Source organism: Haloarcula sp. MBLA0163 (genome assembly GCF_055632435.1).
On record NZ_CM145745.1, the window covers coordinates 1,835,723 to 1,859,210 of the forward strand.

General features: G+C 67.6%; 25 protein-coding genes. 16 read left to right on the top strand and 9 right to left on the bottom strand.

Annotation, left to right across the window (positions count from 1 at the left end; genetic code table 11):
* Nucleotides 1-7: 7 nt before the first annotated feature.
* A complete protein-coding gene (locus tag ACV7GQ_RS09720; protein ID WP_470310051.1) occupies nucleotides 8-1,414 on the bottom strand; it encodes a class II fumarate hydratase in 1,407 nt (468 codons plus the stop codon).
* 739 nt (nucleotides 1,415-2,153) lie between these two features.
* Here ACV7GQ_RS09720 and ACV7GQ_RS09725 point away from each other — a divergent pair.
* From ACV7GQ_RS09725 to ACV7GQ_RS09735, 3 genes are read left to right on the top strand one after another with little or no spacing between them, the layout of a single operon-like run.
* On the top strand, nucleotides 2,154-3,224 hold the full coding sequence (locus tag ACV7GQ_RS09725; RefSeq protein ID WP_470310052.1) for a carbohydrate ABC transporter permease: 1,071 nt from the start codon (nucleotides 2,154-2,156) through the stop codon (nucleotides 3,222-3,224).
* A complete protein-coding gene (locus ACV7GQ_RS09730) occupies nucleotides 3,221-4,153 on the top strand; it encodes a carbohydrate ABC transporter permease (RefSeq protein WP_470310053.1) in 933 nt (310 codons plus the stop codon). Before ACV7GQ_RS09725 ends, ACV7GQ_RS09730 begins: the two co-directional genes overlap by 4 nt.
* A 14-nt stretch (nucleotides 4,154-4,167) precedes the next feature.
* Nucleotides 4,168-5,310 carry an ABC transporter ATP-binding protein gene (locus tag ACV7GQ_RS09735; protein WP_470310054.1) on the top strand — a complete coding sequence of 381 codons (1,143 nt, stop codon included), beginning with the start codon at nucleotides 4,168-4,170 and terminating at the stop codon, nucleotides 5,308-5,310.
* Between the two features lie 25 nt (nucleotides 5,311-5,335).
* Here ACV7GQ_RS09735 and fen read toward each other — a convergent pair whose 3' ends face one another.
* On the bottom strand, nucleotides 5,336-6,316 hold the full coding sequence (fen, locus tag ACV7GQ_RS09740) for a flap endonuclease-1 (RefSeq protein WP_470310055.1): 981 nt from the start codon (nucleotides 6,314-6,316) through the stop codon (nucleotides 5,336-5,338).
* An 80-nt stretch (nucleotides 6,317-6,396) separates the two neighbouring features.
* Between fen and ACV7GQ_RS09745 the strand changes: the two genes are divergently transcribed.
* Nucleotides 6,397-7,203, top strand: coding sequence for a DUF8054 domain-containing protein (locus ACV7GQ_RS09745; protein WP_470310056.1), 807 nt, complete (start codon nucleotides 6,397-6,399; stop codon nucleotides 7,201-7,203).
* On the opposite strand, the gene ACV7GQ_RS09750 is transcribed toward ACV7GQ_RS09745, so the two are convergent.
* Nucleotides 7,200-7,724 carry a GNAT family N-acetyltransferase gene (locus ACV7GQ_RS09750; protein WP_470310057.1) on the bottom strand — a complete coding sequence of 175 codons (525 nt, stop codon included), beginning with the start codon at nucleotides 7,722-7,724 and terminating at the stop codon, nucleotides 7,200-7,202. The genes ACV7GQ_RS09745 and ACV7GQ_RS09750 overlap by 4 nt on opposite strands.
* Before the next feature lie 79 nt (nucleotides 7,725-7,803).
* Between ACV7GQ_RS09750 and ACV7GQ_RS09755 the strand changes: the two genes are divergently transcribed.
* A complete protein-coding gene (locus tag ACV7GQ_RS09755) occupies nucleotides 7,804-8,385 on the top strand; it encodes a class I SAM-dependent methyltransferase (RefSeq protein WP_470310058.1) in 582 nt (193 codons plus the stop codon).
* Between the two features lie 20 nt (nucleotides 8,386-8,405).
* A complete protein-coding gene (locus tag ACV7GQ_RS09760) occupies nucleotides 8,406-8,825 on the top strand; it encodes a DUF3054 domain-containing protein (RefSeq protein ID WP_470310059.1) in 420 nt (139 codons plus the stop codon).
* An 83-nt stretch (nucleotides 8,826-8,908) separates the two neighbouring features.
* On the opposite strand, the gene ACV7GQ_RS09765 is transcribed toward ACV7GQ_RS09760, so the two are convergent.
* Nucleotides 8,909-9,076 carry a DUF7331 family protein gene (locus tag ACV7GQ_RS09765; protein ID WP_470310060.1) on the bottom strand — a complete coding sequence of 56 codons (168 nt, stop codon included), beginning with the start codon at nucleotides 9,074-9,076 and terminating at the stop codon, nucleotides 8,909-8,911.
* Between the two features lie 512 nt (nucleotides 9,077-9,588).
* Here ACV7GQ_RS09765 and ACV7GQ_RS09770 point away from each other — a divergent pair.
* Together ACV7GQ_RS09770 and ACV7GQ_RS09775 are read left to right on the top strand one after the other, a co-directional pair.
* Nucleotides 9,589-9,810 carry a DUF8015 family protein gene (locus tag ACV7GQ_RS09770; protein WP_470310061.1) on the top strand — a complete coding sequence of 74 codons (222 nt, stop codon included), beginning with the start codon at nucleotides 9,589-9,591 and terminating at the stop codon, nucleotides 9,808-9,810.
* Between the two features lie 82 nt (nucleotides 9,811-9,892).
* Nucleotides 9,893-10,894, top strand: a complete 1,002-nt coding sequence (locus tag ACV7GQ_RS09775; protein WP_470310062.1) for an ornithine cyclodeaminase family protein — start codon at nucleotides 9,893-9,895, stop codon at nucleotides 10,892-10,894.
* Here the strand turns inward: ACV7GQ_RS09775 and ACV7GQ_RS09780 are convergent.
* The 3 genes from ACV7GQ_RS09780 to srp19 are packed head-to-tail and all read right to left on the bottom strand — an operon-like array spanning nucleotide 10,891 to nucleotide 12,460.
* Complete coding sequence (locus ACV7GQ_RS09780; protein ID WP_470310063.1) at nucleotides 10,891-11,898, bottom strand: presenilin family intramembrane aspartyl protease PSH; 1,008 nt, start codon at nucleotides 11,896-11,898, stop codon at nucleotides 10,891-10,893. The two genes, ACV7GQ_RS09775 and ACV7GQ_RS09780, sit on opposite strands and share 4 nt — an antisense overlap.
* A 59-nt stretch (nucleotides 11,899-11,957) precedes the next feature.
* Nucleotides 11,958-12,185, bottom strand: a complete 228-nt coding sequence (locus ACV7GQ_RS09785) for an H/ACA ribonucleoprotein complex subunit GAR1 (RefSeq protein ID WP_470310064.1) — start codon at nucleotides 12,183-12,185, stop codon at nucleotides 11,958-11,960.
* Nucleotides 12,182-12,460 (bottom strand): signal recognition particle subunit SRP19, encoded by a 279-nt coding sequence (gene srp19 / locus ACV7GQ_RS09790; protein ID WP_220616545.1) that lies wholly within the window; start codon nucleotides 12,458-12,460, stop codon nucleotides 12,182-12,184. The genes ACV7GQ_RS09785 and srp19 overlap by 4 nt, the downstream gene beginning before the upstream one ends.
* Nucleotides 12,461-12,598: 138 nt before the next feature.
* Between srp19 and ACV7GQ_RS09795 the strand changes: the two genes are divergently transcribed.
* Nucleotides 12,599-13,390, top strand: a complete 792-nt coding sequence (locus tag ACV7GQ_RS09795; RefSeq protein ID WP_470310065.1) for a CAP domain-containing protein — start codon at nucleotides 12,599-12,601, stop codon at nucleotides 13,388-13,390.
* Nucleotides 13,391-13,461: 71 nt separating this feature from the next.
* Nucleotides 13,462-13,725, top strand: a complete 264-nt coding sequence (locus tag ACV7GQ_RS09800; RefSeq protein ID WP_470310066.1) for a hypothetical protein — start codon at nucleotides 13,462-13,464, stop codon at nucleotides 13,723-13,725.
* On the opposite strand, the gene ACV7GQ_RS09805 is transcribed toward ACV7GQ_RS09800, so the two are convergent.
* Entirely contained in the window at nucleotides 13,722-14,153 is a 432-nt protein-coding gene (locus ACV7GQ_RS09805; RefSeq protein ID WP_470310067.1) for a MaoC family dehydratase, read from the bottom strand. The two genes, ACV7GQ_RS09800 and ACV7GQ_RS09805, sit on opposite strands and share 4 nt — an antisense overlap.
* 59 nt (nucleotides 14,154-14,212) lie before the next feature.
* Nucleotides 14,213-14,971: a cytochrome c oxidase subunit II gene (gene coxB / locus ACV7GQ_RS09810; RefSeq protein WP_470310068.1), complete on the bottom strand. Its 759-nt coding sequence runs from the start codon at nucleotides 14,969-14,971 to the stop codon at nucleotides 14,213-14,215.
* Nucleotides 14,972-15,085: 114 nt separating this feature from the next.
* On the opposite strand from coxB, the gene ACV7GQ_RS09815 reads away from it, so the two are divergent.
* The 6 genes from ACV7GQ_RS09815 to ACV7GQ_RS09840 all read left to right on the top strand — a co-directional run bounded on the left by ACV7GQ_RS09815 (nucleotide 15,086) and on the right by ACV7GQ_RS09840 (nucleotide 23,465).
* Nucleotides 15,086-16,555, top strand: coding sequence for a heme o synthase (locus ACV7GQ_RS09815; protein ID WP_470313152.1), 1,470 nt, complete (start codon nucleotides 15,086-15,088; stop codon nucleotides 16,553-16,555).
* Nucleotides 16,552-17,226 carry a DUF7546 family protein gene (locus tag ACV7GQ_RS09820; protein ID WP_470310069.1) on the top strand — a complete coding sequence of 225 codons (675 nt, stop codon included), beginning with the start codon at nucleotides 16,552-16,554 and terminating at the stop codon, nucleotides 17,224-17,226. Before ACV7GQ_RS09815 ends, ACV7GQ_RS09820 begins: the two co-directional genes overlap by 4 nt.
* A 39-nt stretch (nucleotides 17,227-17,265) precedes the next feature.
* Nucleotides 17,266-17,496, top strand: coding sequence for a SelT/SelW/SelH family protein (locus ACV7GQ_RS09825; RefSeq protein ID WP_470310070.1), 231 nt, complete (start codon nucleotides 17,266-17,268; stop codon nucleotides 17,494-17,496).
* Between the two features lie 49 nt (nucleotides 17,497-17,545).
* Complete coding sequence (locus ACV7GQ_RS09830) at nucleotides 17,546-18,487, top strand: ABC transporter ATP-binding protein (RefSeq protein ID WP_470310071.1); 942 nt, start codon at nucleotides 17,546-17,548, stop codon at nucleotides 18,485-18,487.
* Entirely contained in the window at nucleotides 18,484-19,224 is a 741-nt protein-coding gene (locus tag ACV7GQ_RS09835) for an ABC transporter permease (protein ID WP_470310072.1), read from the top strand. Before ACV7GQ_RS09830 ends, ACV7GQ_RS09835 begins: the two co-directional genes overlap by 4 nt.
* A 380-nt stretch (nucleotides 19,225-19,604) precedes the next feature.
* Nucleotides 19,605-23,465 (top strand): glycoside hydrolase family 97 N-terminal domain-containing protein, encoded by a 3,861-nt coding sequence (locus ACV7GQ_RS09840; RefSeq protein WP_470310073.1) that lies wholly within the window; start codon nucleotides 19,605-19,607, stop codon nucleotides 23,463-23,465.
* The last annotated feature ends 23 nt before the right edge of the window (nucleotides 23,466-23,488 follow it).

Sequence of the window (23,488 nt, forward strand, 5' to 3'; positions counted from 1 at the left end):
GTCGCCGCTACTCGTCGCCGAGTATCCCGCGCTCGGTCATCTTCGCCGGGTCCAGCACCTCGTCGACTTCGTCCTCGTCCAGGTACCCCTCTTCGAGGACGACCTCCCGTATCGTCTTGTCCTCGGCGAGGGCCTTCTTCGCGACCTTGCTGGCCTTGTCGTAGCCGATAGCGGGGTTGAGCGCCGTCGCCAGCGCCATGCTCTGCTCGACGCGCTCGGCGCAGTACTCCTCGTCGGCTTCCAGCTTGGCGACGAACTTCTCGGCGAACACCTCGCTCCCGTTGGCGATGAGCCGGGCCGACTGGAGGAAGTTCGAGGCCAGCACCGGCTTGTAGAGGTTGAGGTCTATCTGTCCCTCGGCGGCACCGGCCGAGACGGCCGCGTCGTTGCCGACGACCTGCTTGTGGAGCTGATTGACCGCTTCGGCCACGACGGGGTTGATCTTGCCGGGCATGATGGAGGAGCCGGGCTGGTTCTCCGGCTGGTCGATCTCGCCGAGGCCGTTGCGCGGCCCCGAGGCGAGGAGCCGCAGGTCGTTGGCGATCTTGTTCAGCGACCCCGCGACCGTCCGGAGTGCCCCGTGGGCCTCGCTCATCGCGTCGTGGGCGGCCTGGGCCTCGAAGTGGTTGTCGGCCTCGCGGAAGTCGACGCCGCTCTCCTCGCTGATGTACTCGGCGGCCTTCGCCGGGAACTCGGGGTGGGTGTTGAGGCCGGTGCCGACGGCCGTCCCACCGAGCGCGAGTTCCGAGAGCCGCCCCTCGACGTCCTGCACGCGGGCGATGCCCTTCTCGACCTGCGTGCGGTAGCCCGAGAACTCCTGGCCCAGCATGATGGGCGTCGCGTCCTGCAGGTGGGTTCGGCCGGTCTTGACGACGTGCTCGAACTCGGCCTCCTTCTCGGCGAGGGCGTCACGCAGCGTCTTCAGCGCCGGGAGGACGTCCTTCTCGACGGCCTCCAGCGAGGCGACGTGCATCGCCGTCGGGATGACGTCGTTCGAGGACTGGCCGAAGTTGACGTGGTCGTTCGGGTGAATCTCGCGGGTGCCGATGTCGCCGCCGTACAGCTCCGTCGCGCGGTTCGAGATGACCTCGTTCGCGTTCATGTTCGAGGAGGTCCCCGACCCGGTCTGGAACACGTCGACCGGGAACTGGTCGTCGTGGTCGCCGGCGATGACCTCGTCCGCGGCCTCGACGATGCAGTCGGCCTTGTCCTCGGGGATGGTTCCGAGGTCACGGTTGGCCTGTGCGGCGGCCTTCTTGACGATACCGAGCGCGCGGATGAAGCGGCGCCCGAAGGTGACGTCGCTGATGGGGAAGTTCTGGATCGCGCGCTGTGTCTGTGCGCCCCAGTACGCGTCGGCCGGAACCTCCATCTCACCGAGACTGTCCCGTTCGGTCCTGAACTCGTCACTCATACGTCCGAGGGGTCGACCGCCCACTCGTAAAACCCACCGGTACGCACCCGCACAGCCGTTCGGAGTCGAACTCGGGCCTGAAATGCGATGTACAGATACATAATAAATTTTGAAAACTCCAGTCGAAACAGAGGTCGTTCGGCGGCCGGCTGGAGGGGTGTATCGAGCGAGAGTTAAACTCGAGTTCGAGTAAATTATTCCAGTTAACTAAAACCCTGATATGTCCTCCTTCAGGGCCTGAAAGGCAGAATTCGCCCACCATGACATTCACCCTCATGCCGAAGAAAGTTACAGCCACAGTTCTGCACAATATAACTCCGAGACCGCCGATTTCGGGGGTCTGAGGGGCGAACGACATGCATGAATATTCGGAAGCATTAAGTGTCGCGTGTATCGACTTAGCATGAGTTCGACTCCACGGTGACACCCATGATCGACGACCCCGTCTCACACCCGTCACATTCGCGCTCGGGCGGTTCGAGCGCGTCCTCGGGTGCGTTTCGCGTCGTCGGTCGTGACGGCCGCAACGCCGGCGACCGACGCGGTGGAACGGCGACGGGCGACAGTGGTACACCAGCGGTTTCGACGGCAGGCAGACGCGTTCACTGGTGGGTGAACGCCTCGACAGCAGGCAGCGGCGGTCCCGCGACGGTGGCGTCCCGGCCGGACCGACCCCGGGACACCCGGCCCGCCGCAGTGGTGTACGACGAACTCACGTCCGCGTACGACTGACACAACTATGCGCGAGATACTCAACAGACTCAGAACTGCCGGGGACACACTCCGGTCGGTGGTATCGAGAGACGAATCGGACGAGCGACAGCTCGCGACAGACGGTGGGACCAAGACAGCGGTGGGCGACCGACGGCGCGACACCCTCAGGAACTCGCTGCCGGTCGAGTGGGAACTCATCGAGTCCGCCCCGTTCTGGCTCCCGCCAGTGCTGCTGGCGGCATTCTTCGTGTACGGGGCTATCGCGTGGAACGCCGTCCTCTCGCTGACGGACTTCCAGGGGCTGGGTGAGCCCAGTTACGGCCAACTGGACCTCAGCATGTACGCCCAGATGGCCAGCGACGGGGCGTTCTGGCAGGCCACACAGAACACGCTCGTGCTGCTGGTGGTGTTCACGATATTCTGTCTGGCGCTGGGCCTCCTCGTGGCCATCCTCATCGACCAGAACATCCGCTTCGAGAACACCTTCCGGACCATCTACCTGCTGCCGATGGCCCTGTCGTTCGTCGTGACGGCGACGATGTGGTCGTGGGTGTACAACGCGAAGAACGGCGTGTTCAATCAACTGCTCCGGCTGCTCAACCTCGAAGGGGTCGTCATCACCCTCCTGAAGCCCGCCGGGGTCAACGCCGAAGTGGTGCAGTGGCTGTCGTGGAACACGACGGCGCTGGCCGCCGTCATCTTCGCGCTCATCTGGCAGTTCAGCGGCTACGCGATGGTCGTGTTCCTCGCCGGACTACGTGCCATTCCGACCGAACACTACGAGGCCGCGCGGGTCGACGGCGCCAGTACCGTCCGGATGTACATGCGCGTCATCATCCCGCAGCTCCGGGCGTCGGCCGTCTCGGCGTCGGTCGTGCTGATGGTGTTCGCACTGAAGGCGTTCGACTTCATCTACTCGCTGCGCGGGTCCCAGCCGGGCGCGAACATGGACATCCTGGCGACGATGATGTACCGCGTGGCGTTCGACAGCCTCCGGTGGGCCTACGGGTCGGCCATCGCCATCGTGCTGTTCCTGCTGGCCTTGCTGGTCATCGGACCGTATCTCTACAGCGAATACCGACGAGGTGAACTATGAGTACCGAGCGTCGCAACCCCCTGTCGAGGATACAGGAGATGGAGAACAGTCGCATCGGGCTGTACGCCGTCCTCCTGTTCGGCCTCGTCTTCTACCTCTTCCCGGTGGAGACGGCCGTGATGACGATGTTCAAGACACAGCAGTCGTTCATCGAGACGGTGCCGTTCGCGCCCCCGGGCGCCGACGGGTTCACGCTCGACGCGCTCACGACGGCGTGGAACACGCTCCGTCCCGGCCTCGTCAACTCGATGCTCATGGCCATCCCGGCCACCATCCTCTCGGCGCTGTTCGGGAGCCTCACCGCGTACGGTCTGACGACGATCAGCTGGCGCGGGCAGGTCGGCGTCGTCGTGTTCATCATCGCCGGCATCTTCATCCCGTATCAGGCGGTGCTGGTGCCGCTCGCGCAGTTCTGGTACCAGATACTGCCGGACCTCCTCAACGGGTTCGTCAACACCGTCTTCGGCTTCGTCACGGGTGGCAACTGGACGTATCCGACCCGGAACGGCTACCTCCAGCTGTTCCAGCTCTCGGTGACCCACGCCGCCTACGGGATCCCCATCTGTACGCTGCTGTTCCGGTCGTACTACCAGAGCATCTCCGACGAGATGATAGAGGCCGCGCGCCTCGACGGCGCGACGGCGTTCAGCATCTACAAGAACATCATCCTGCCGCTGTCGCTCCCGATGTTCGCGGTGACGCTCATCTACCAGTTCACGCAGGTGTACAACGACCTGCTGTTCGCGCTGGTGCTGGTCAACGAGCCGTCCTCGCAGGTGGCGACCCAGCGCCTCGCCGCGCTGACCGGCGGCGTCGTCCAGTCGTTCAACACCACGATGGCTGGTGCCATCGTCGCAGCACTCCCGACGCTACTGGTGTACATCGTCTTCGGTGAACAGTTCGCGAAGGGTGTCGCGGGGGAGACCTGACGGAGGCCCAGACAATGGCACAACTCACACTCGACGACGTAACGAAGGTATTCCACGACGACGACGAGGGCGAAATCGTCGCCGTCGACGAGGTATCGGTCGACATCGAGGACGGCGAGTTCCTCTGTGTCGTCGGCCCCTCCGGCTGCGGGAAGTCCACGACGCTCCGGATGATAGCCGGGCTCGAGGACATCACGAGCGGCGAGATCCGGCTCGGCAGCGAGATAATCAACGACCAACCGCCGGCACAGCGAAACGTGGCGATGGTGTTCCAGTCCTACGCCCTCTACCCGCACATGACCGTGCGGGAGAACATGGCGTTCGGCCTGGAGCAGTCCACGGACATGTCCGACGACCAGATAGCACAGCAGGTCGAAGAGGCGACGGACCTGCTGGGTATCGACGACCTCATCGACCGCAAGCCCGGCGAGCTCTCCGGCGGGCAGCAACAGCGTGTCGCGCTGGGGCGGGCCATCGTCCGTGACCCCGAGGTGTTCCTGATGGACGAGCCCCTGGCGAACCTCGACGCCAAACTCCGGGCCGAGATGCGGACCGAGCTCCAGCACCTCCAGGAGCGACTCGGCGTGACCACCGTCTACGTCACCCACGACCAGACCGAGGCGATGACGATGTCCGACCGCATCGCCATCCTCAACGACGGGGAACTCCAGCAGGCCGCGACGCCGCTGGAGTGTTACCACGAGCCGAACAACATGTTCGTCGCGGGGTTCATCGGCGAACCCTCGATGAACTTCTTCGACGTCGACCGGCAGGGCTCGACGCTGGTCGCCGACGACTTCGAGTACGACCTCTCAGAGGAGACGGCCCGCGAACTCGGCGACCGCACCGACCTCACGCTGGGTATCCGCCCCGAGGACGTGGAGGTCGTCGACGGCGGGTCCGGCCCCCACGACTACGCCGCCGTCGTCGACGTCGTCGAACCCCGCGGGAGCGAGAACACCGTCCACATGGCGTTCGATTCGAGCGACAGCGCGACCTTCGTCGCCACCGTCGACGGGATGCGCGACGTCGACTGGGGCGAACACGTCGCCGTCCGGTTCCCGGAGGAGGCCATCCACGTCTTCGACTCGGCGACCGGCGAGGCGGTTCGGAACCGCAAACTCGACTCCGTCGAGAAGGTCGAATCCGTCGTCTGACTCGGCCGCACCTCGCGGTCCGGCCTCAGGTCCAGCGGTCCAGTCCCGTCTGGACGACCGACTCCTCGATGCGTTCGAACCCGCGAGCCACTTCTTCGGCGTCGACCCCCCACTCCTCGGTGACGAACCGGCGTGCAGCGTCGAGGTCGGGGTCGACCTCCGTCGGGATCTCGTACGCGTCGGTGACCGCCGGGTCGAGGAACAGCGAGCGGATACGGTCCGCGTGGTCGATGTGCTCGCCGCGCGCCTCGAGGACGCCGTAGAGGTCACCGTGTTCGTGGAGCTCCTTGACCGCCGTCTTGGGGCCGATGCCAGAGACGCCCTCGTTGAAGTCGGTGCCCATGAGGATGGCGGCGTCGACCAGTTGCTCCCACGTCAGGTCGTGTCTCTCCAGCGTCGCCTCGAAGGCCATCAGTTCCGGGTCGCCGCTTGAGGTGAGCTGTCGGAGCGTGTACGGCGCGCCGAACAGCAGCGCGTCGTAGTCCTCGGTCCCCACGTAGTCGACGTCACCCTGCCGCGCCATGTAGGCGGCCTGTCCCTCGCCCTCGGCCGGCGCGTCGACGACCGGGACGTCCAGTAACGCGAGCAGTTCCCGCGTCGTCTCGACGATGGTGTCGGTGAGCCGCTGGGTGCGGGAGTCGAGTTTCGCGACGCGCGTGGCGTCGCCCGCCTCCCGGGCCGCTTCGAGCTCCTCCTCGTACCGTTCGCGCTGTTCGCGCCGCTTTGCCACCTCGTCGTCTTTCAGGTCGGTGACGGCGCCGTCGAAGACGAACACGGGCGTCAGGTCGTGTTCGAAGAACTTCGGGAGGCCCTGCACGACGCCGATGAGGTTCGCCACCTCCTCGCCGTCGGCGGTCGTGTACTTCGCGTCGCTCGTGAACTTCACCGTCGTCGTCAGGTAGCGATAGAGCCAGTTGTGCGCGTCGACGGCGACGACGCTCCCGTCGAGGTCCTCGAACGACACGTCCTCGATGGCCGCCAGCGAGCGGAGGTCTGCGTTTCCCATTGGCGTGCGTTGGGCGGACAGCGGTTTGAATCTCCCGGGACGAGCAAGATTGAACTGGCCGTGGGACGCCGTCACACGGTATGTCAGTTGTCGACAAGGTCAGGCGGCCGGAGTACACCGGGGCCAACCGCTGTCTCCCGTGTACGGTCGTCAACAGTCTCGTCGCCGTGATCCTCTCGGCGCTCGCGGCCGGTGTCGCCGTCGCGGCCGGGGCGACGACGCTCGCGCCGGCGGCCGCGCTGGCAGTCGCGCTCCCGTCGGCGGCCGCTATCTATCTGCGGGGGTATCTCGTCCCCGGGACGCCGACGCTGACGAGGCGGTACCTCCCCGAGCGGGTCCGTCGGTCGTTCGGGAAAACCGCGACGAGCGGGTCCGGGCGTCGCGACCCGCCGGCCGACCTCGACGTCGAGGCCGTGCTCCTCGAGGTGGGTGCCCTCGAACCCTGTGGCGACGACCTGTGTCTCACCGAGTGGTACGGCGAGGCGTGGCGGGAGGCGCTCGAGAGCCTGGACCCGGACCGGGCGACGTTGCTGGACCACCTGGGCGTCGACGCGTCGGCGGTCGAATTCGAGGACCACGGTGACGCCTTCCGGGCCCACGTCGACGGCCGGTGCGTCGGGACGTGGGAGTCCCCGGCGGCGTTCGAAGCCGACGTCGCCGCCGCGGCGGTCCTGCGTGGAACCTACGACGACTGGGACCGCCTCTCGGTCGGACAGCGCGGCCAGGTCCTGAACGGCCTCCGCCTGTTCGTCGACACCTGCCCGCGCTGTGGCGGGACGCCCACGTTCGACACCGAGACGGTGCAGTCGTGCTGTAGCGAACACGACGTCGCGGTGGTCACCTGCGAGAACTGTGCGGCGCGTCTGTTCGAATCGAACCCGGTCTAGGCGGGGCTGGCGACCACGTCGGGCGGGCCGGCGTCGCGTTTCTCGGCCAGGAACGACACCTCGGCGTCGGAGAGGTCGCGGTCACGGAACACGTCGAGGCCGGCCTGATACCGGGCGACGTCGCGCGTCCCCGGCCATTCCAGCGTGAGTTCGCCGAGGCCGCGTTCCTCGCCAGTGAACGCGAACCCCGCGCGGTACGCCGCCTGATACGAGAACGGGTTGTTGACGCCGATAGTGACCCGGTCGTACCCCCGTTCGACGGCCCGGTCGCGGACGAACCGGAGGAGTCGGGCGCCGAGTCGGTCGCCCTGCCGGTCCCGCCGGACGGTGACGTACCGGATACACAGCGTGTCGGGGTCGGTGCGGTCCGCGTCGAACGCCGCCGCCGCGACGACCCCGTCGTCCCCGACGACGGCCTTCCCCGTCGACGTCATCACGAACTTCCCGGCGTAGGCGAACCGCTCGTGGTCGAGGCGGAGCCGATGCCCGTCCTCGGGCCACCCGAGCAACGCGAACTCCATACCGGACCTGCCGGGTCCCAGCGTGTAGTACCCTGCGACCGGCGGAGCGGTTTAGTGACCGCTAGGTGAACGCCACCGTATGCACGGTGACGTCGGCCCGTTCGACCGGTTCGCACCGGTGTACGACCTCCTGATGCCGCCGGCCCGAGCGAGCAAGTTACGGCGCGGACTCGCGCTGGCGACCCGCGAGGTCGAGCGTGTCGTCGACGTGGGCGGTGGTCCGGGTCGGGCCATCCGACGGCTGGACCTGCCGGAGCGGCTCGTCGTCGACGCGGCCCCCGGGATGCTCCGGCGAGCACGCGGTCACGGGCTCGCCGCCATCGCAGGTGACGCCGGTCGGCTCCCGCTCGCGGCCGAGAGCGTCGACGCGGTGCTGATAGTCGACGCGCTGCACCACATGCCGGAGGTCGACGCGGTGTTCGCGGAGGCCGCGCGGGTCCTCAGACCAGGCGGGGTCCTCGTCGTCCGGGAGTTCGACCCCACGACGCTCCGCGGGCGGGGTCTCGTCGCGGCGGAACGTCTCGTCGGGTTCGACTCGTCGTTCTTCACGCCCGACGAACTGGTGTCGCGACTGACGTCGGCCGGACTGGCCCCGGAAGTAGTCGAACGTGGCTTCGGGTACACGCTCGTCGGTGTCGAGGAAAGCGAGAGAGCAAAGTGACCCGGGGCCGAAGACCGCCCATGAGCGTCTCGACGGTCGGTCGGGGTCGCATCGAACTGTCGGCCGCGTCGGCGACACTGGCGGCCGGCGACGTCGCCGCGATACTCCTGTTCGTCGCCGTCGGCGAGTACACGCACGGCTACAACCCGTTCGTCGACGTGGGTCGCGTCGCGGGGACGCTGGCACCGTTTCTCGTCGGGTGGGTCCTCGTGGCCGGGCTCACAGGGCTGTACGCCAGCGACGCCACCGTTGGCCTCAAGCGGGCTCTGAGCGTCACGCTCGTGAGCTGGGTCCTCGCCGTCGTCGTCGCTCAGGCCCTGCGTGCGACGGCGTACTTCCACGGCGACGCGGCGCTCACCTTCGCCGTCGTCTCCGTCGTCGTCGGCGGCACGCTCCTCTGTCTCTGGCGAGCGGTGGCGACGGTGCTCCTCTCGGAGTGAAAATAGCGTATTAAGTCAAGCGGCGTCGGGTTCTCCCCGCCCTCGGCCGACACACCGTCGGCAAGCCGAGTGTCGGGCCGCGGTTACCTGAGTTGGTCTACGTCGAGCGAGAGTGTGGACTGAATCCACGCCTGATGGTTCTCTCGGTCGTAGATGACGAACTCCTCGTCACCGATGTTCAGCTCGGCGTATCGCCGTGCCGATTCGTCCGTCCCGGCCTCGCTCGTGTTGTCCGTGGCGTTCGTGCTCATGGTCCTGATGGCAGTCGGCGCCGCCCGCCTCACTGCTGTCAAAACGGGATATTTCGTCGTTGTTAATAAGGACTATCCCCCAGTTATCACTCAGTAAAACTAGGCGGCTCGGCGGTTAATCACGGGCAAAACCAGTTCTCAGAGACTGAAAATCGCACGCAGAGGATGGTGTCGAACGAGTCGGTCCGACGAACTCGCTCAGTCTGGCACCGTATCCGCCACACTATGGGGAAGGGTAGTATGCTCGCTAGATGTCACGGTGCGTCCTCGCTGATGTGGCGGAAGTAAATTCTCACCGACACTTCGGCTGACGGCCCACACGGCACCTACTGTGTGAGCCTAAACCCTCGGTAGACAACCTCTAACAGCAAAATTCGTCGGTATGTATTCTCATAAGTTACAAGTGTTATCTCTAAACTTACTGTGCAATCTACCAGATGCCTATATAGAATACTATGCAGTGTTTACGGGAAACACTTATGTACCCATAGCGCAAAGTATAATTCACACTTATGACGGGTTACTACGACGTCGTTCTGGGGCTCATCCCGCTCGCTATGGCTGGAATCACCGGTGTCCTCTCGGTCGCCGGCTTCGCTCTGACGACGGCGATTCCGATGGCATCGGTCGTGGCCGTCGGCCTCATCGGCCACGCGATGTTCGTCCGCGCGCCGGTCGACCCGGTTCCGACCGACGCCCCCGCACAGTCGGACCCCGTCCAGACGGCGGACTGAGACCACGTACCCGTCACCGTTTCTCCTGCTGTCTCCGCGACTCGCCACCGAGGTTAAGGACCGGTCGGCCGAAGACGCACCCATGTCGACCGACGCGACAGCGCTGTTCCTCACGAGCGACGAGATAGCCGACCTCGCGGACCCGGACGCGTACGTCCAGCCCGTCCGGGAGGGGTACAGAGAACGGGGCCACGGCGCCCCGGCGAAACCGCGGACGACGCTGTTCAGCGACGCCCCGGCGGGGATGCTCACGGGGTATCTCGCCATCCTCCCGGAGATCGGTGCCATGGGTGGCTACACCTACGCCGCCGGGTTCGAGGGCCAGGACGCCCACTTCGCACTCCCGCTGTTCGACGCCGCGTCCGGCGAACCGCTGGCACTGCTCGACGGCGCGAGCATGAACCCACTGAAGACCGGCGCGGCGGGTGCCGTCGGTCTGGACGCCCTCGCGCGGGCCGACGCCACCGACCTCGCGGTCATCGGGAGCGGAACGCAGGCCAAGGGACAGGTCAGAGCGGCCGCGTGCGTCCGGGACCTGGAACGCGTCGAGGTCTACTCGCCGACACAGGAACACCGGGAGGCGTTCGCCGCCGAGATGAACGAGACGCTGGACGCCACCGTGGCGGCCGTCGCCTCCTCGGCCGCCGCCGTCGAGGGGGCCGACGTCGTCGTGACGGCGACGAACGCCAGCGAACCGGTGTTCGACGGCGAGGTCCTCGAACCCGGGACACACGTCACTGCGATGGGACAGTACAACCCCGCGAAGCGCGAACTCGACACGACGACGATCGAGCGTGCGACGTACGTGGCCGACCTACGCGCCCGCGTGACTCAGGACGCCGGCTCGTTCATCCACGCGATGGAGGAGGGCGTCGTCGACGAGGACGACGTCCACGCCGAACTGGGCGAGGTGCTCGTCGGCGAGGCGCCGGGCCGAGAGTCCCCGGAGGACATCACCGTCTTCGACTCGGGCGGGACGGCTATCGAGACGGTGGCCGCCGGGAAGATGCTGTACGACCGCGCCCGGGAGGCCGGCGTCGGCGAGGAGATCCCGTTCGCGCCCGCGAGCAGAGCGATGGACTAACCGAGGTACGGCGCGAGACCGAGCGTCTCGACGAGCGTGATGCCCGCGGCGAGCGACCCGATGACGTAGCCGGCGATCGTCCCGCCGTTGAGCAGCGGGAGGCCGGCGTGAGCCCTGCCTTTGAGGACCATCCAGAGGAGCACCACCAGTCCGGCGAACGTGCCGACCATCGCCGTCAGGGCCGGGAGTGGGACCCCCAGCACCGTCTCGACCGTCGCCGGTGCGAAGAAGGCGGCACTCGCCACCAGTACCGTCGGGATGACGGCGTCACCGAGGCCGATGAACAGCGCGTCGCGGTCCAGCGGGCCGGCGTCGGCCGCCCCGTCGGGTTCCTCGGTGTCGTCGCCGCCGGCACCGCCGTCGGCAGCCGCGTCCTCGCCCGTCGGGTCCGGCGTCGTCGCGTCGAGGAACGAGTACGAGAGCGAGAGCGGGATGACGAGGACGACCGGCACCTTGAGGTCCATCACACCGGACGCCAGCGTGAGCATGTGTTCGGTGCCGTAGACGCTGATGGCGTCGTAGACGGCCAGAACCGAGAGCAGGACCAGCGCCGGGAGGATTCCGAAGCTGATGCCGAACAACCCGGCGCCCGCGGCACCCATCACCGCCCCCGCTGCGTCGATGACGTACCACTCGGGGTGGACGAGCAGTCCGAGGCCGAGCAGCGCCGCCAGCCCGACCGCGAGGACGTTGACGCCCCCGGCGACGACGACCGGCGGAATCAGGACCCGGAAGACGTACAGCGAGAGCCAGGCTCCGGAGAACACGATGAGCCCGCGGATCAGGGTGTCGGCGTCGTAGCGAAACGCCAGCAACATCACGGCCGTCGCCACGAGGATACCGGCGATGTAGAGGAGACTGTTCGTCGGGTCGGAGGGGTCCTCGACCGCCTGGTATCCGGCGGACTTGAACGGGTCGACCAGTGCCAGGGCGCCCAACTGGACGAACAGGAAGATGAGTCCGATGAGCCCGCATCCAGCGACGACACGCCAGCGCCTATCCATGCGACAACCTCCGACAGGGCCGGGTTTGAGCGTTACGGAGACGCACGCCGGCCGGCCGGTCAGCGAGCGTACAGCGCCGCGCCGACGAGGGCAGGGAGGTGGACACCGTCTGCGGGCGAGACGGCCATGTAGGGTCTGTCTACGGGGCCGAACACGTCGACCACGTCGCCGACCGTCCGCAGCTCCTCGTCGACGAGCGCCGTCCCGAGGGCGGCGTGGCCGTCGTCGGGCGACCGGACGATGGCCAACCCCTGTGCAGTTCTGACGACGGACCCCACGCGCTTCATTCGCGGAGGGCCTGCATGTACGCGGCCACCGCGCCGAGGAGGTCCGTCTTCGTCGCGTCGTCCGCGTTCTTCACGACCACGCGCCCGCGCTGCTCGTACTCCCGCGGGTACGTCTTGTCGCGCTCTATGACCGCGTCGTAGCCGACCTGCTGGACGGCCTTGGCTATCTCGTCGACCGTGGGGTCCGTGATGGCGAGGTCACGGGGGACCCGACGCCCGTCGCTTCGGGAGCACTCCGCGTCGAACGCTGCCGGCCAGATGACGTTCTCGACCATACCGGGACTGGCCCCCGCGGGCTTATGTGCCTTTCCGACGGCCGCCCCGTGCAACGTCGGGGCGAACACCGCCCGGGAGCGGGACGACGGTGCGTTAGTGGGAAACTTACATTACCAACTGGAGTCTGAATGGATACCATGGTTAATAAATCACTCCTGGGTATCTCGGTCGTGGTGCTCGTCGCCGCGCTCAGCGTCGGCGTCGTCGTCGGGATGCAGATAGGCGGCCCGGCCGCCGCGCCAGAGGACCCCGGGGGGCAGACCGAGACGGCCGACGGGGGCGGTGGCGACGGCGGGGACGGGGACACCGGGACGTCGACGCCGACGACCGAGACGCCCGCGACCGGGACCGCGACGGTGACGGCGACGCCGGTCGAGACGGCCACAGCCCAACCGACCGAGCGCGAACCGTACGTCCCGGCACAGTACTACGACGAGGCGGAGATAGAGCGGTTCGTGGTCGAGTTCGTCAACGAGCGCCGCGCGAACCGGAAGCTCGACCCGATGTCAGCCAGCGGAACGACCGCGACCCAGCTCTCGTCGATGGCCCGCGGACACAGCGTCGCGATGGCACAGGAGGGACAGACGCTCCACGAGATAGACGGCGTCGACAGCGCCGACCGGTATCGCCGGAACGACCTCTACGAGTCCTGTAAGTTCCAGGCGGCGGGGAAGTCCTACATCCGGTATCCGGACGGCGCTAACTTCGAGGCCATCGGGAAGACCGTCGCCGGACACGTCTACACGGAGGACGGTCAGGAACGGTTCAACGGCGGCGAGCGCGAAGTCGCGAAGGCGATCGTCGATAACTGGTTCGAGACGCAACCGTACCGCGACCGCCTGACCTACCAGAACGCCCAGCGGATGGGCGTCGGTATCAACGTCACGGAACAGGGCGACGTCTACGCGACCGCGAACGTCTGCGGATAGTCGGGCGCCGTTCTTCTGCTTCGCCGGTACGTTTAAGTCGCCGGCGCCGATTTTGTGTGCTAGACGTTACCATGCAACAACCAACTGGAGACTCGTCGGCCCAGGTCGACCGGGTGCTGCTACGGACTCTCGAAGCGGTCGGACCGACCGCGCCGACCGTCGCCGCCACCCGGTGTCGGCTCTCGGTCGACGCCCCGCGGACCCGGTTCGAGGAGCTCGCAGAACGGGACCTCGTCGAACGCGTCTCGCCGGAGCCCGTCTACAGGGTCACGGGCGACGGCGAGCGACTGCTCGCCACCGGGAACGGGAGCACACAGTCGGTCACTGGCGACTAGCGGCGACGCCAGAGCACCTGTCCGACCATCGAGAGCACCGTCTCGTCCGCCTGCGTGGTCGTGGTCACCTCGGTTGCGACCCGTCCCCGGTCGTCGTCCAGCGGCTCCTTCTCGACGATCTCGGTCTCGACGGAGAGCGTATCGCCCGGGCGGACCGGCGTCGGCCAGCGCAGCGAGTCGACGCCGAGGGCGCCCATCGCACCGGACCCGGACAGCTGGTGGTCGACGAGGAGCCGCATCGTCATCGCGGCCGTGTGCCACCCGCTGGCGACGAGGCCACCGAACATGGAGTCCGCTGCGGCCGCCGCGTCCGTGTGGAACGGCTGCGGGTCGTACTTGCCGGCGAACGTCGTGATCTCCGCTCGCGTGACCTCGTAGGCGCCAAACTGGTCCGTCTCACCGACGGTCAGGTCCTCGAAGTAATCCATACCGGACACAGTCGCCATCACCGCCTAACAGTTGCGCCGAAGTACCGGCGCCGGGAGAATCAGTTACTGGTCTGGTTCTGCTGCCCGCCCGACTGCTGTTCGGCTATCCACTGGTCGTACTCGTCCTGTGGCATCACCTGCACGGTGCCGAGCATCTTCGAGTGGCCGGAGCCACAGTACTCCGCACAGTAGAGCTGGTAGGTGCCCGGTTCGGTCGGGACGGTCCGCAGGCGGTTGTACTGGCCGGGGAACGCGTCGGCCTTCAGGCCGAGGCTGGGCACGTGGAAGGCGTGGAGCCAGTCGCGCGACGTGACCCGTAACACCACCTCCCTGTCTGCCGGGAGCCGGAGCGTCCCGGTCGACGTCGCCTCCGCGGGCTGGCCGAAGCTCGAACCGTTGTAGTAGAACGACCAGCCGTACCGGTACGCCTGCACCTCGATGCGTTCCGGGTTCTCCTGTTGGAGCGCCGCCTGGTCGCCCGCCTCGGCTGTGACGTACGGGCTCGCCATCACCTGGTACGACGCGACGCCGACGAACAGGAGGATGATGGCCGTCGCGATCGTCCACGTGATCTCGAGGCGACGGTTCTCCATCGTCGGGAGCGGTTCCTCCTGGTTGCGGAACCGCCAGACGGTGTAGATGAGGATCCCCTCGACCAGTACCGTGATCGGGATGGCGACGTAGAGCAGGTTCAGGTTCAGGTCCCAAATCTGTCGTACCGTCGTCGAGGCGGACGGCTGTGCTGCGACCGGTTCGGCGGCGAGCGCGAGGAACGCGGCGCCGAACAGAGCGACCAGACCGGCGCGTCTCCGAGTCATGTGCGCGGCTTAGGATTTCGGGGATAAATAACTGCTGTCTTGCCCTGCCCCCGTCCCCGTCTCCGACTCACGGGTCAGTCGGCGGACGTCGCCGAAGCCGTCCGTCGCCCCTCTATATGTTGGGTCTGGTGGCGTGCGTGCGGGGCCGAAAGCGAGGACTCTAAGTGTCCGCCGCCGAAGGCTACACCAATGGCAGAGAGCAGGACGTTCTCGGGTCTGTTGGCCGCCACGGCCGTCGGCGTCTATCTGCTCGTCATCGCCGGCGCGACGGCCGCCATCACCGACGCGGTGGCCGCGTGTACCACGTGGCCGCTGTGTCAGGGGCCGGTCACGCTCTCGAACCCCGACCTGCTGATCGCCCGCGGCCACAGGCTGACCGCCGCCGTCGTCGGCGTGCTCACGCTGGTGACGGTCGGTCTCGGCCTCAGGACGGCGAAGCGCCGGCGCGTCAAGGCGGCGCTCCTGACGGGCCTCGGGCTCTACCCGGTACAGGTCGCGCTGGGCGCGTTCGTCGCGACGACCGGTGCCGCGGGCCAGCTCCCCAGCGCGCACCTCGCGACCGGGATGGCTATCTTCACCGCCTTCGTCCTCGCGCTCGCGTGGCACCTCGAGGCGGAGACGGGGAGCGACGACGAGGACCCGGTCGACGACCTCTCTCCGGCCCCGATGCCCGAGGACGGTGAGGAGCCGGCCCCGACGCCGGAGCTCTCGGCGCGGGACCGACTGGTCGGCACTGCGTTCGCGTACTTCCGGCTGATGAAACCGCGGCTGATGTGGCTCCTGTGTCTGGTCGCCGCCGCGGGGATGGCACTGGCGGCCGGCCCGTCTCTCACCGTCCGGACGGTGCTGCTGACGCTGGGCGGCGGCGTCCTCGCCATCGGCGCGTCGGGCACCTTCAACCACGTCCTCGAACGCGACATCGACAAGCGGATGGACCGGACCTCCGACCGTCCCATCGCGACCCACCAGATTCCGGTCCGGAACGCGCTGACGTTCGGCGGCGCGCTGACCGTGGCCGCGCTGGCGCTGTTCTGGCAGGTGAACGTCCTCGCGGCGGCGCTCGGTCTGACCGCCATCCTGTTCTACAGCGTCATCTACACGCTCGTCCTGAAGCCCAACACCGTCCAGAACACGGTCATCGGTGGGGCCGCGGGCGCGCTCCCCGCGCTCATCGGCTGGGCCGCCGTCGACGGGACCATCGGACTGCCCGGACTGGCGCTCGCCGGTGTCATCTTCCTGTGGACGCCCGCGCACTTCTACAACCTCGCGCTCGCGTACAAGGACGACTACGAGGCCGGCGGGTTCCCGATGATGCCCGTCGTCCGCGGCGAGACCGAGACGCGCAAGCACATCGTCTACTACCTCGGCGCGACGCTCGTCGCCTCGGGCGTGCTGGCGTCGCTGACCGCGCTCGGGTGGCTGTACGCGCTCACGTCGGCGGCGCTGGGCGCCGTCTTCCTCTGGGCCGTCGTGGCGCTCCACCGCGAACAGACCGAGGCGGCCGCGTTCCGCGCGTTCCACGCCTCGAACGCCTACCTCGGCACGCTCCTGCTGGCCATCGTCGTCGACGCCCTCGTCCTATGAGCACCATCACCCGCCGTCCGGACCTCTCCCTCGACCGCGAGACGATGGTGTACGCGGCGTTGGTCCTCAACACCGAACTCCTACTGGTCGCGCTCCACGTCTTCTTCGGCGGCACGAGCGCGACGTCGTGGCAGGGCGTGTTCCAGTACGTCTACCCGCTGGTCTGGATTAACGTCGCGCTGCTGGCCGTCCTGACGACGACGCCGCCACCGGTGCCGACGAAACAGCGCCGGCGGGCACTCGTCGTCGGCGTCCTGTACTTCCTCGTGCTGGCGGGCATCGGCGGCATCGTCCGGCCGGGGTCCCCCGAGATACAGTCGTACGTCCAGTTCAACCTCCTCTATCTCCCGCCGGGGTGGAACCCGATGGTCGCGTACTTCGGGAACGTCGTCTCGGTGACGCTCATCCCGTACAAACTGGCCGGCTACGGCGCGCTGTCCTATCTCGTCTACGTGATGGTCCTCGACACCGCCGGCATCTCGCTGGGGAGCCTCACGGGGCTGTTCTCCTGTGTCTCCTGTGTCCTCGGGATACTCGTGCCGACGTTGTCCAGCGTCCTCGGCGGGACGGCCGCCGCCGTCGGGCAGTTGATTCCCCAGTCCTACGGCGCGGCGACGGTGGTGTATCTCGTCTCCATCGCGCTGCTGTACTGGCGCCCAATCAGCCGGTAGGTGCCAGCAGTTTTACCCGGCGGGGCACAACCGTCGGGTATGCCAGCAGTCGAAATCGAGTACTGCGTCCCGTGTGGGTTCCGCGAGCGCGCGCTCGACGTGGAGCGAGCCATCCTGAACGGGGTCGAGGGTGAGTTGGACCGGCTGAGTCTCGTCATGGGCGACCACGGCGTGTTCCGCGTCGACGTCGACGGCGAGACGGTGTACGACAAGGACGAGGACGACTACGACGTCGACGACATCGTCCGGCGGGTGCGGGAGCGACTGTAACCGCGGCCAGAGCGGAACGGCTTTCGGCGGGGGTACCCGACGGGGAGACATGGACGAGGTACTGGTCGCCGAGGACGTCCGCCGGGCGTACGGCGACACCGTCGCACTCGACGGCGTGTCGCTCTCGGCGACGGCGGGGGAGGTGCTCGCACTGGTCGGGCCGAACGGCGCGGGGAAGACGACACTGGTCAGGGCGCTGACCGGGACGACGGACGCCGAGGGTCGCGTCGAGTTGTTCGGCGAGCCGCCGACTGCCGTCGAGCGGGACCGCATCGGGCTGTTGCCGCAGTCGTTCGCGCCGCACGAGCGCCTGACCGCCCGCGAGCTCGTCACCTACTACGCGGGCCTCTACGACGAGACGCGCGACGTCGAGCGCGTGCTCGCCGACGTGGGACTGGCGGAGACGGCCGACACCGCCTACGAGAACCTCTCCGGGGGCCAACAGCGCCGCACCTGCGTGGCGACGGCGCTCATCAACGACCCCGACCTGCTGTTCCTGGACGAACCGACGACGGGCATCGACCCCGCCGGCCGGCAGTCGCTGTGGGACCTGCTGGAGGGACTGGCCGACCGCGGCGTGACCATCGTCGTGACGACGCACTACATGGAGGAGGCACGGCGCCTCGCGGACCGGGTCGGCCTGCTCTCGGAGGGGCGACTCGTCGCGCTGGACGACCCGGAGACGCTCATCGCGGACCACGGCGGCGACAGCCAACTCCTCGTCGAGGGGACGTTCGACGAGGGGACGCTGGACGCCATCGACTACCCCGGCCGGACGGCACTCCGGAACGGCACGCTCGTCGTCTACGGCGTGCGCCCGGAGTCTATCGGCAACGTAGTGGACGAACTGGACGCCGCGGGCGTCGGCTACGACAGTCTGACGTGGACGGAGCCGGACCTCGAAGCCGTCTACCTCGAACTGACCGGCACGGGCGTCGGGAGCGGCGGGGAGCCGCGCGCCGACGAGGTAGCGGCGGGGGGTGCCCGATGAGCCGGCTCGGCCGACTCAGGTCGGAGTCCCGCGCGGCGGCGCTGGCGTTCCTGCGCCGGCGGACGGCGGTCTTCTTCACGTTCTTCTTCCCGCTCATCATCGTCGTCATCTTCGGCGTCCTCGTCCAGACGCGGCCCGGCGGCGGGGGCCTGTTCACCGAACCGCCGGCGTACTACGCGCCGGGCTACCTCGCCGTCGTCGTCCTGTTCACGCCGCTCTCGCGGGTGGGGAGCGAGGTCGCGCGACACCGCGACGGCAACCGGTTCGAGAAACTGGCGACGACGCCGCTGACCCGGCCGGAGTGGCTGCTCGCACAGACGCTCGTCAACGTCGTCATCATCGGCCTCGCGGGCATCGTCCTGCTGGGGCTGATGGTGGCGCTGACCGGAGCTCAGATCCGGCCGTCGCCGCTGTTGCTCCCGTTCGTGGTCCTCGGGGTGGCGCTGTTCTGCGGCGTCGGCGCGATGCTCGGGAGCCTGGCCGACTCTCAGGACGGCGTCATCTCGGCGAGCAACGGTATCGCGCTGCCCCTCCTGTTCCTCTCGGAGACGTTCGTCCCGCCGTCGCTGCTCCCCGGGTGGCTCCCGACGGGACTGTCGCCGCTGACGTACTTCTCGCGGGGCGTGCGCGCGGCGACGACCGGCACGGGCGACCCACTGCTCCCGCTGGCCGTCCTGACAGCGTGTGCGGTCGTCGGGTTCCTCGTCGGCGCCCGTCTCCTCCCGCGGACCGACTGAGTGGCCGTACTGGGCCGGCGGTCCAGCTATGGTCTCGTCTGTCGGGGCCGCGGTGACTACTCCGACGTCCCGAAGCGTATCGGCGACGAGTAGTTCGCCGGTGCGGCGACCACGGTAGCCCCGCGACCGCACCGTGGCGCTGGCCCTCCTCGCCGACCAGTTCAACAGGTGGGCCGTTACGGAGTGTTCCGACGTCAGTAGGGCCGCAGTCCTGCCACCAGTGGCGCGGAAACGGTGTCACGAGCATCGCTCTTGGCGTCGCTGGCGGGGTTTATTCGCTGTTTAACGCTGCTCTCGCGGAGGTAAATGGATTATTCAGGGATGTCAGATGGTGAACAGTCGTAGGATTTATGATGTACGTCTTCGCGTATAATTGTGGAATGGTTAGTAGACAATCTCAACAATCGCTTAACAAGCTGGGTCGTCGAGAGTTCCTGGGCGGGGTCGCGTCGCTGGTGGCGGCGGCCGCGTACACGCAGGACGTGCCGGCGGAGGCGGCGGCACAGGTCACGAACGGCGACGACAGCGACACACAGACGGTCACCTCACCCGACGGCAGCATCGGCGTACGGGTCGACGTGTCTGGTGGGACACCGACCTACAGCGTCGCGTTCGACGGGACGACCTACGTCGAACCGTCGGCGCTGGGTTTCGACTTCCAGAACCAGGCGACGTTCGGCGTCGGCGCCGACGGCAGCAGCGGTGCCGGCATCACGGTCACCGGCAGCGAGCGCGGTACCGAGACGGAGTCGTGGACCCCCGAGTGGGACCAGTACGACAGCGTCGCCGAGGAGTACAGCTATCTCCGCCTCGGCCTCGAGGAGACGGCCGACCCGGGCCGGTCGGCGAACCTCGAACTCCGGGTGTTCGACGACGGCCTCGGGTTCCGCGTGGTCTTCGACGAGTCCTTCCGAGCGAACAGCGAGAAACTCGTCCTCGCGTCGGAGAACACGCAGTACAACTTCGCCGACGACTACACGGCGTGGTGGATCCGCAACGAGTTCACCAACCCGCGCTTCGAACAGGAGTACCGGGAGTCGAGTCTGAGCGACGTCGACGCCGGCACGCGGAGCATCCGCCCGAACGGCAACACGGTTCGGACGGGCGCACACACGCCGCTGACCATCAAGGCCGGCGAGAACGCCTACATGAGCGTCCACGAGGCCGACCTGGACGACTACTCGACGGCCTCTATCGTCCCCCAGTCCGACAGTGGCGGGACGGCCTTCACCACGCAGCTGGCGCCGCTCCCGGACAACACCAAGGCGTCGCTGTCGGCGCCCAACGCGACGCCGTGGCGGACCATCCAGTTCGGCCGCAGCCCGGGTGATCTCGTGGAGTCGTCGCTGGTTCCGCTGTTGAACGAGGACCGGAACGACGAGGTACTGCCCAGCGACGGGTCGGGCGGCGTCGACACCAGTTGGCTGACTCCCCGGACGTACATCGGCATCTGGTGGACGATGATCGCGGGCAACGCCAACTGGGAGTACAAGACCGACGACGAAATCGCCAGCAACGGCAACAACCCGGCCGGGTACATCCACGGCGCACGCACCGAGCGGATGAAGCGGTACATGCACTTCGCCAGCCAGAACGGCATCGACAGCGTGCTGGTGGAGGGGTGGAACCAGGGCTGGGACACCTACCCCGGCGACGGGTCCGGACTGGAGATGGGCGTCGGCGACTCCTACCCCGACTTCGACGTGCCGGAGGTGACCGACTACGGCGCGATCCTCTCGTCGTCGGTGGAGATGACCATCCACAACGAGACGGCCGGCAACATCCCGAACTACGAGGACGAGATCCTGAACGAGGACGTCTTCGACGGCTACGAGGGGCAGGGCATCCGCTCTATCAAGAACGGCTACGTCTCCGACCCCGGGCTTGGATTCGAGGGTGACGGGACCACGGCGACGCACAACCAGCACTGCCAGCTGGCGGTCAACCACCACCGCACCGTCATCCGGGAGGCGGCGGGCGAACGCCAACTGCTGGAGATTCACGAGGGCATCAAGCCCACCGGCGAGCGCCGGACCTACCCCAACGTCGCCGCCCGTGAGGTCGTCAAAGCCCAGGAGTACGACGGGTTCGGAGCGCTCGGGTCGAGCGTCGGCCGCGACCATCACGTCACGCTCCCCTACACGCGGATGCTCGCGGGGCCGACCAGTTTCCAGCCCGGCATCTTCGACATCACGTTCAACGACGACACCGGCGGTCAGGTACAGACCACGCGAGCGAAGCAGCTCGCGATGTACCCCACGTACAACGCGGGCATCCAGATGGCCGCCGACCGGGTCGAGGCGTACATCAACGACGAACTCGGGGTCGGCGAGTTCGTCCAGGCGGCCGCCGGCACCCTGAGCGAGGGGGCCATCACGGCCGACGACTGGCGGGACGCGTTCGGGACGAACTACGTGCCGCTGGACCCCAACCGGGAGCCCTCGGGCGCGTCGGTGTCGTTCACTGTCACCGACGTTCCGAGCGCCGGCACCTACACGCTCCACGTCCGGTACGCCAGCGACGGCGAGGAGAACGCCGGGCGCGTCGTCGACAACGGCAACCCGCAGTTCACGCTCGACGTGAACGGGACGACACGGACGGTCGAACCCTCGTTCACGGAGTACTGGGACGACTGGCAGGTACACGCCGTCGACGTCGAGCTCGACGAAGGCGACAACACGGTCGGCCTCGGCATCGAGTACAGCGTCGACTCGGAGGGGAACTTCGAGAGCGGCGACGTCGGCGGGCTGAACGTCAACACCGTCGGCGTCACTGAACAGGGGGCGAGCGCCCCGTTCCCGGCCGAGTACACCGACCTCGACGAGAGCCACGTCGCGAACGAGAACGTCGCCGCCGAGCCCGAGTTCGGGTTCATCGAGGACGTGCCCGCGGGCGGCTGGGACGACACCGTCGCCGTCGACGGCGAGATCGGCGACTACTCCGTGACCGCCCGGCGGAAGGGCGACGTCTGGTACCTCGGCGCGATGTCCGACGAGGGCGGCCGCGCGGTCGACGTTCCCCTCGACTTCCTCAACGAAGGGAGCGGGGAGGGACGCGGGAACGCCGCCGGCAACGGCCCGCAGGGCCGGAAGTACGTCGCCGAGATCTACTCTGACGGAGCCCGTGCGGACGTCGACGCCGACCCGACGTACGTCCGCATCGACGAGGCCGTCGTCGACCCGAGTACGACCCTCCTCGCGTCGATGGCCCGCAGCGGCGGGACGGCGGTCAGGCTCCGCCCCGCCGAAGGGCGAGAGATCAACCGCCTCACCGAGTACGAACGCCCGGAACAGGACCTCACGTTCGCCATCGAGGAGAGCGCGTCGCTCGACGACCCGTTCATCACGGCCACCGGGTCGAACGACAGCGAGTTCGTCGGCGGGCGCACCGTGGAGATACTCGTCGACGGCGACGTGGTCTCGACGGAGAACGTCCGTCTCAGCCCCGGGGCGACCGACGAGACGTTCCGGTTCGGCTACACCATCTCCTCGCGAGGGACCTACGACGTGGCGCTCCGTGACCCCGACGACGGGACGATACTGGCCCGGCAGACCGTGGAGATTCGCCCCGGCGAGCTCGTCGCCACCTTCACCGACCCGAGCGGCGACGACTACGGCCCGGGCGGGTACGTCTACCCGACCAACGGCGCGTTCGAGGACGGCGCGTTCGACCTCCGGTCGTTCAGCGTCTACGAGGACGACTCGGCGTACCTGTTCTCGTTCGAGGTCGCGAACCTCTACGACGCCTTCGGCGGGGACTTCTCGCCGCACTACTTCGTCCTGTACCTCAGCGACCCGTCCCGCGAGGGCGGCCGGACGACCGAACTGGGCGACCTGAACGTCACCGCGAACTTCGGCAGCGAGTGGGACTACCGAGTCGCCGCCAGCGGGTTCGGTGGCGGCGTTGTCGACGCGACCGGCACCCAGACGGGGTCGCCCCGGAAGCTCGTCGACTTCGACCGCAACTCGGTCATCCTCTCGGTCGACAAGAGCGCGCTGGGCGGTATCGACATCTCGTCGGTGTCGGTCGCACCGGTCGTCGGCTCCGAGAACTTCGGTTCCTTCCGCAACGTGCAGGAAGGCGAGCCCGGTGACTACACCTTCGGCGGCGCCAAGAGCGGGGCCGGCGACAACGCGACCCGCATCATCGACTGCCTGACGCCGGCGGGCGTCGACCAGAGCGAGGCGCTCGACTACGACGCGGAGACGCTGGCCACGGTGCCGTTCACGCCGCTGGAGTAAGCGCGCGAACGGCCTGCGAACCG

Bases quoted from the DNA above. Each gene is read 5' to 3' on its own strand.
- ACV7GQ_RS09720 (WP_470310051.1), bottom strand. From the start codon at position 1,414: ATGAGTGACGAGTTCAGGACCGAACGGGACAGTCTCGGTGAGATGGAG.
- ACV7GQ_RS09725 (WP_470310052.1), top strand. From the start codon at position 2,154: ATGCGCGAGATACTCAACAGACTCAGAACTGCCGGGGACACACTCCGG.
- ACV7GQ_RS09730 (WP_470310053.1), top strand. From the start codon at position 3,221: ATGAGTACCGAGCGTCGCAACCCCCTGTCGAGGATACAGGAGATGGAG.
- ACV7GQ_RS09735 (WP_470310054.1), top strand. From the start codon at position 4,168: ATGGCACAACTCACACTCGACGACGTAACGAAGGTATTCCACGACGAC.
- fen (WP_470310055.1), bottom strand. From the start codon at position 6,316: ATGGGAAACGCAGACCTCCGCTCGCTGGCGGCCATCGAGGACGTGTCG.
- ACV7GQ_RS09745 (WP_470310056.1), top strand. From the start codon at position 6,397: ATGTCAGTTGTCGACAAGGTCAGGCGGCCGGAGTACACCGGGGCCAAC.
- ACV7GQ_RS09750 (WP_470310057.1), bottom strand. From the start codon at position 7,724: ATGGAGTTCGCGTTGCTCGGGTGGCCCGAGGACGGGCATCGGCTCCGC.
- ACV7GQ_RS09755 (WP_470310058.1), top strand. From the start codon at position 7,804: ATGCACGGTGACGTCGGCCCGTTCGACCGGTTCGCACCGGTGTACGAC.
- ACV7GQ_RS09760 (WP_470310059.1), top strand. From the start codon at position 8,406: ATGAGCGTCTCGACGGTCGGTCGGGGTCGCATCGAACTGTCGGCCGCG.
- ACV7GQ_RS09765 (WP_470310060.1), bottom strand. From the start codon at position 9,076: ATGAGCACGAACGCCACGGACAACACGAGCGAGGCCGGGACGGACGAA.
- ACV7GQ_RS09770 (WP_470310061.1), top strand. From the start codon at position 9,589: ATGACGGGTTACTACGACGTCGTTCTGGGGCTCATCCCGCTCGCTATG.
- ACV7GQ_RS09775 (WP_470310062.1), top strand. From the start codon at position 9,893: ATGTCGACCGACGCGACAGCGCTGTTCCTCACGAGCGACGAGATAGCC.
- ACV7GQ_RS09780 (WP_470310063.1), bottom strand. From the start codon at position 11,898: ATGGATAGGCGCTGGCGTGTCGTCGCTGGATGCGGGCTCATCGGACTC.
- ACV7GQ_RS09785 (WP_470310064.1), bottom strand. From the start codon at position 12,185: ATGAAGCGCGTGGGGTCCGTCGTCAGAACTGCACAGGGGTTGGCCATC.
- srp19 (WP_220616545.1), bottom strand. From the start codon at position 12,460: ATGGTCGAGAACGTCATCTGGCCGGCAGCGTTCGACGCGGAGTGCTCC.
- ACV7GQ_RS09795 (WP_470310065.1), top strand. From the start codon at position 12,599: ATGGTTAATAAATCACTCCTGGGTATCTCGGTCGTGGTGCTCGTCGCC.
- ACV7GQ_RS09800 (WP_470310066.1), top strand. From the start codon at position 13,462: ATGCAACAACCAACTGGAGACTCGTCGGCCCAGGTCGACCGGGTGCTG.
- ACV7GQ_RS09805 (WP_470310067.1), bottom strand. From the start codon at position 14,153: ATGGATTACTTCGAGGACCTGACCGTCGGTGAGACGGACCAGTTTGGC.
- coxB (WP_470310068.1), bottom strand. From the start codon at position 14,971: ATGACTCGGAGACGCGCCGGTCTGGTCGCTCTGTTCGGCGCCGCGTTC.
- ACV7GQ_RS09820 (WP_470310069.1), top strand. From the start codon at position 16,552: ATGAGCACCATCACCCGCCGTCCGGACCTCTCCCTCGACCGCGAGACG.
- ACV7GQ_RS09825 (WP_470310070.1), top strand. From the start codon at position 17,266: ATGCCAGCAGTCGAAATCGAGTACTGCGTCCCGTGTGGGTTCCGCGAG.
- ACV7GQ_RS09830 (WP_470310071.1), top strand. From the start codon at position 17,546: ATGGACGAGGTACTGGTCGCCGAGGACGTCCGCCGGGCGTACGGCGAC.
- ACV7GQ_RS09835 (WP_470310072.1), top strand. From the start codon at position 18,484: ATGAGCCGGCTCGGCCGACTCAGGTCGGAGTCCCGCGCGGCGGCGCTG.
- ACV7GQ_RS09840 (WP_470310073.1), top strand. From the start codon at position 19,605: ATGGTTAGTAGACAATCTCAACAATCGCTTAACAAGCTGGGTCGTCGA.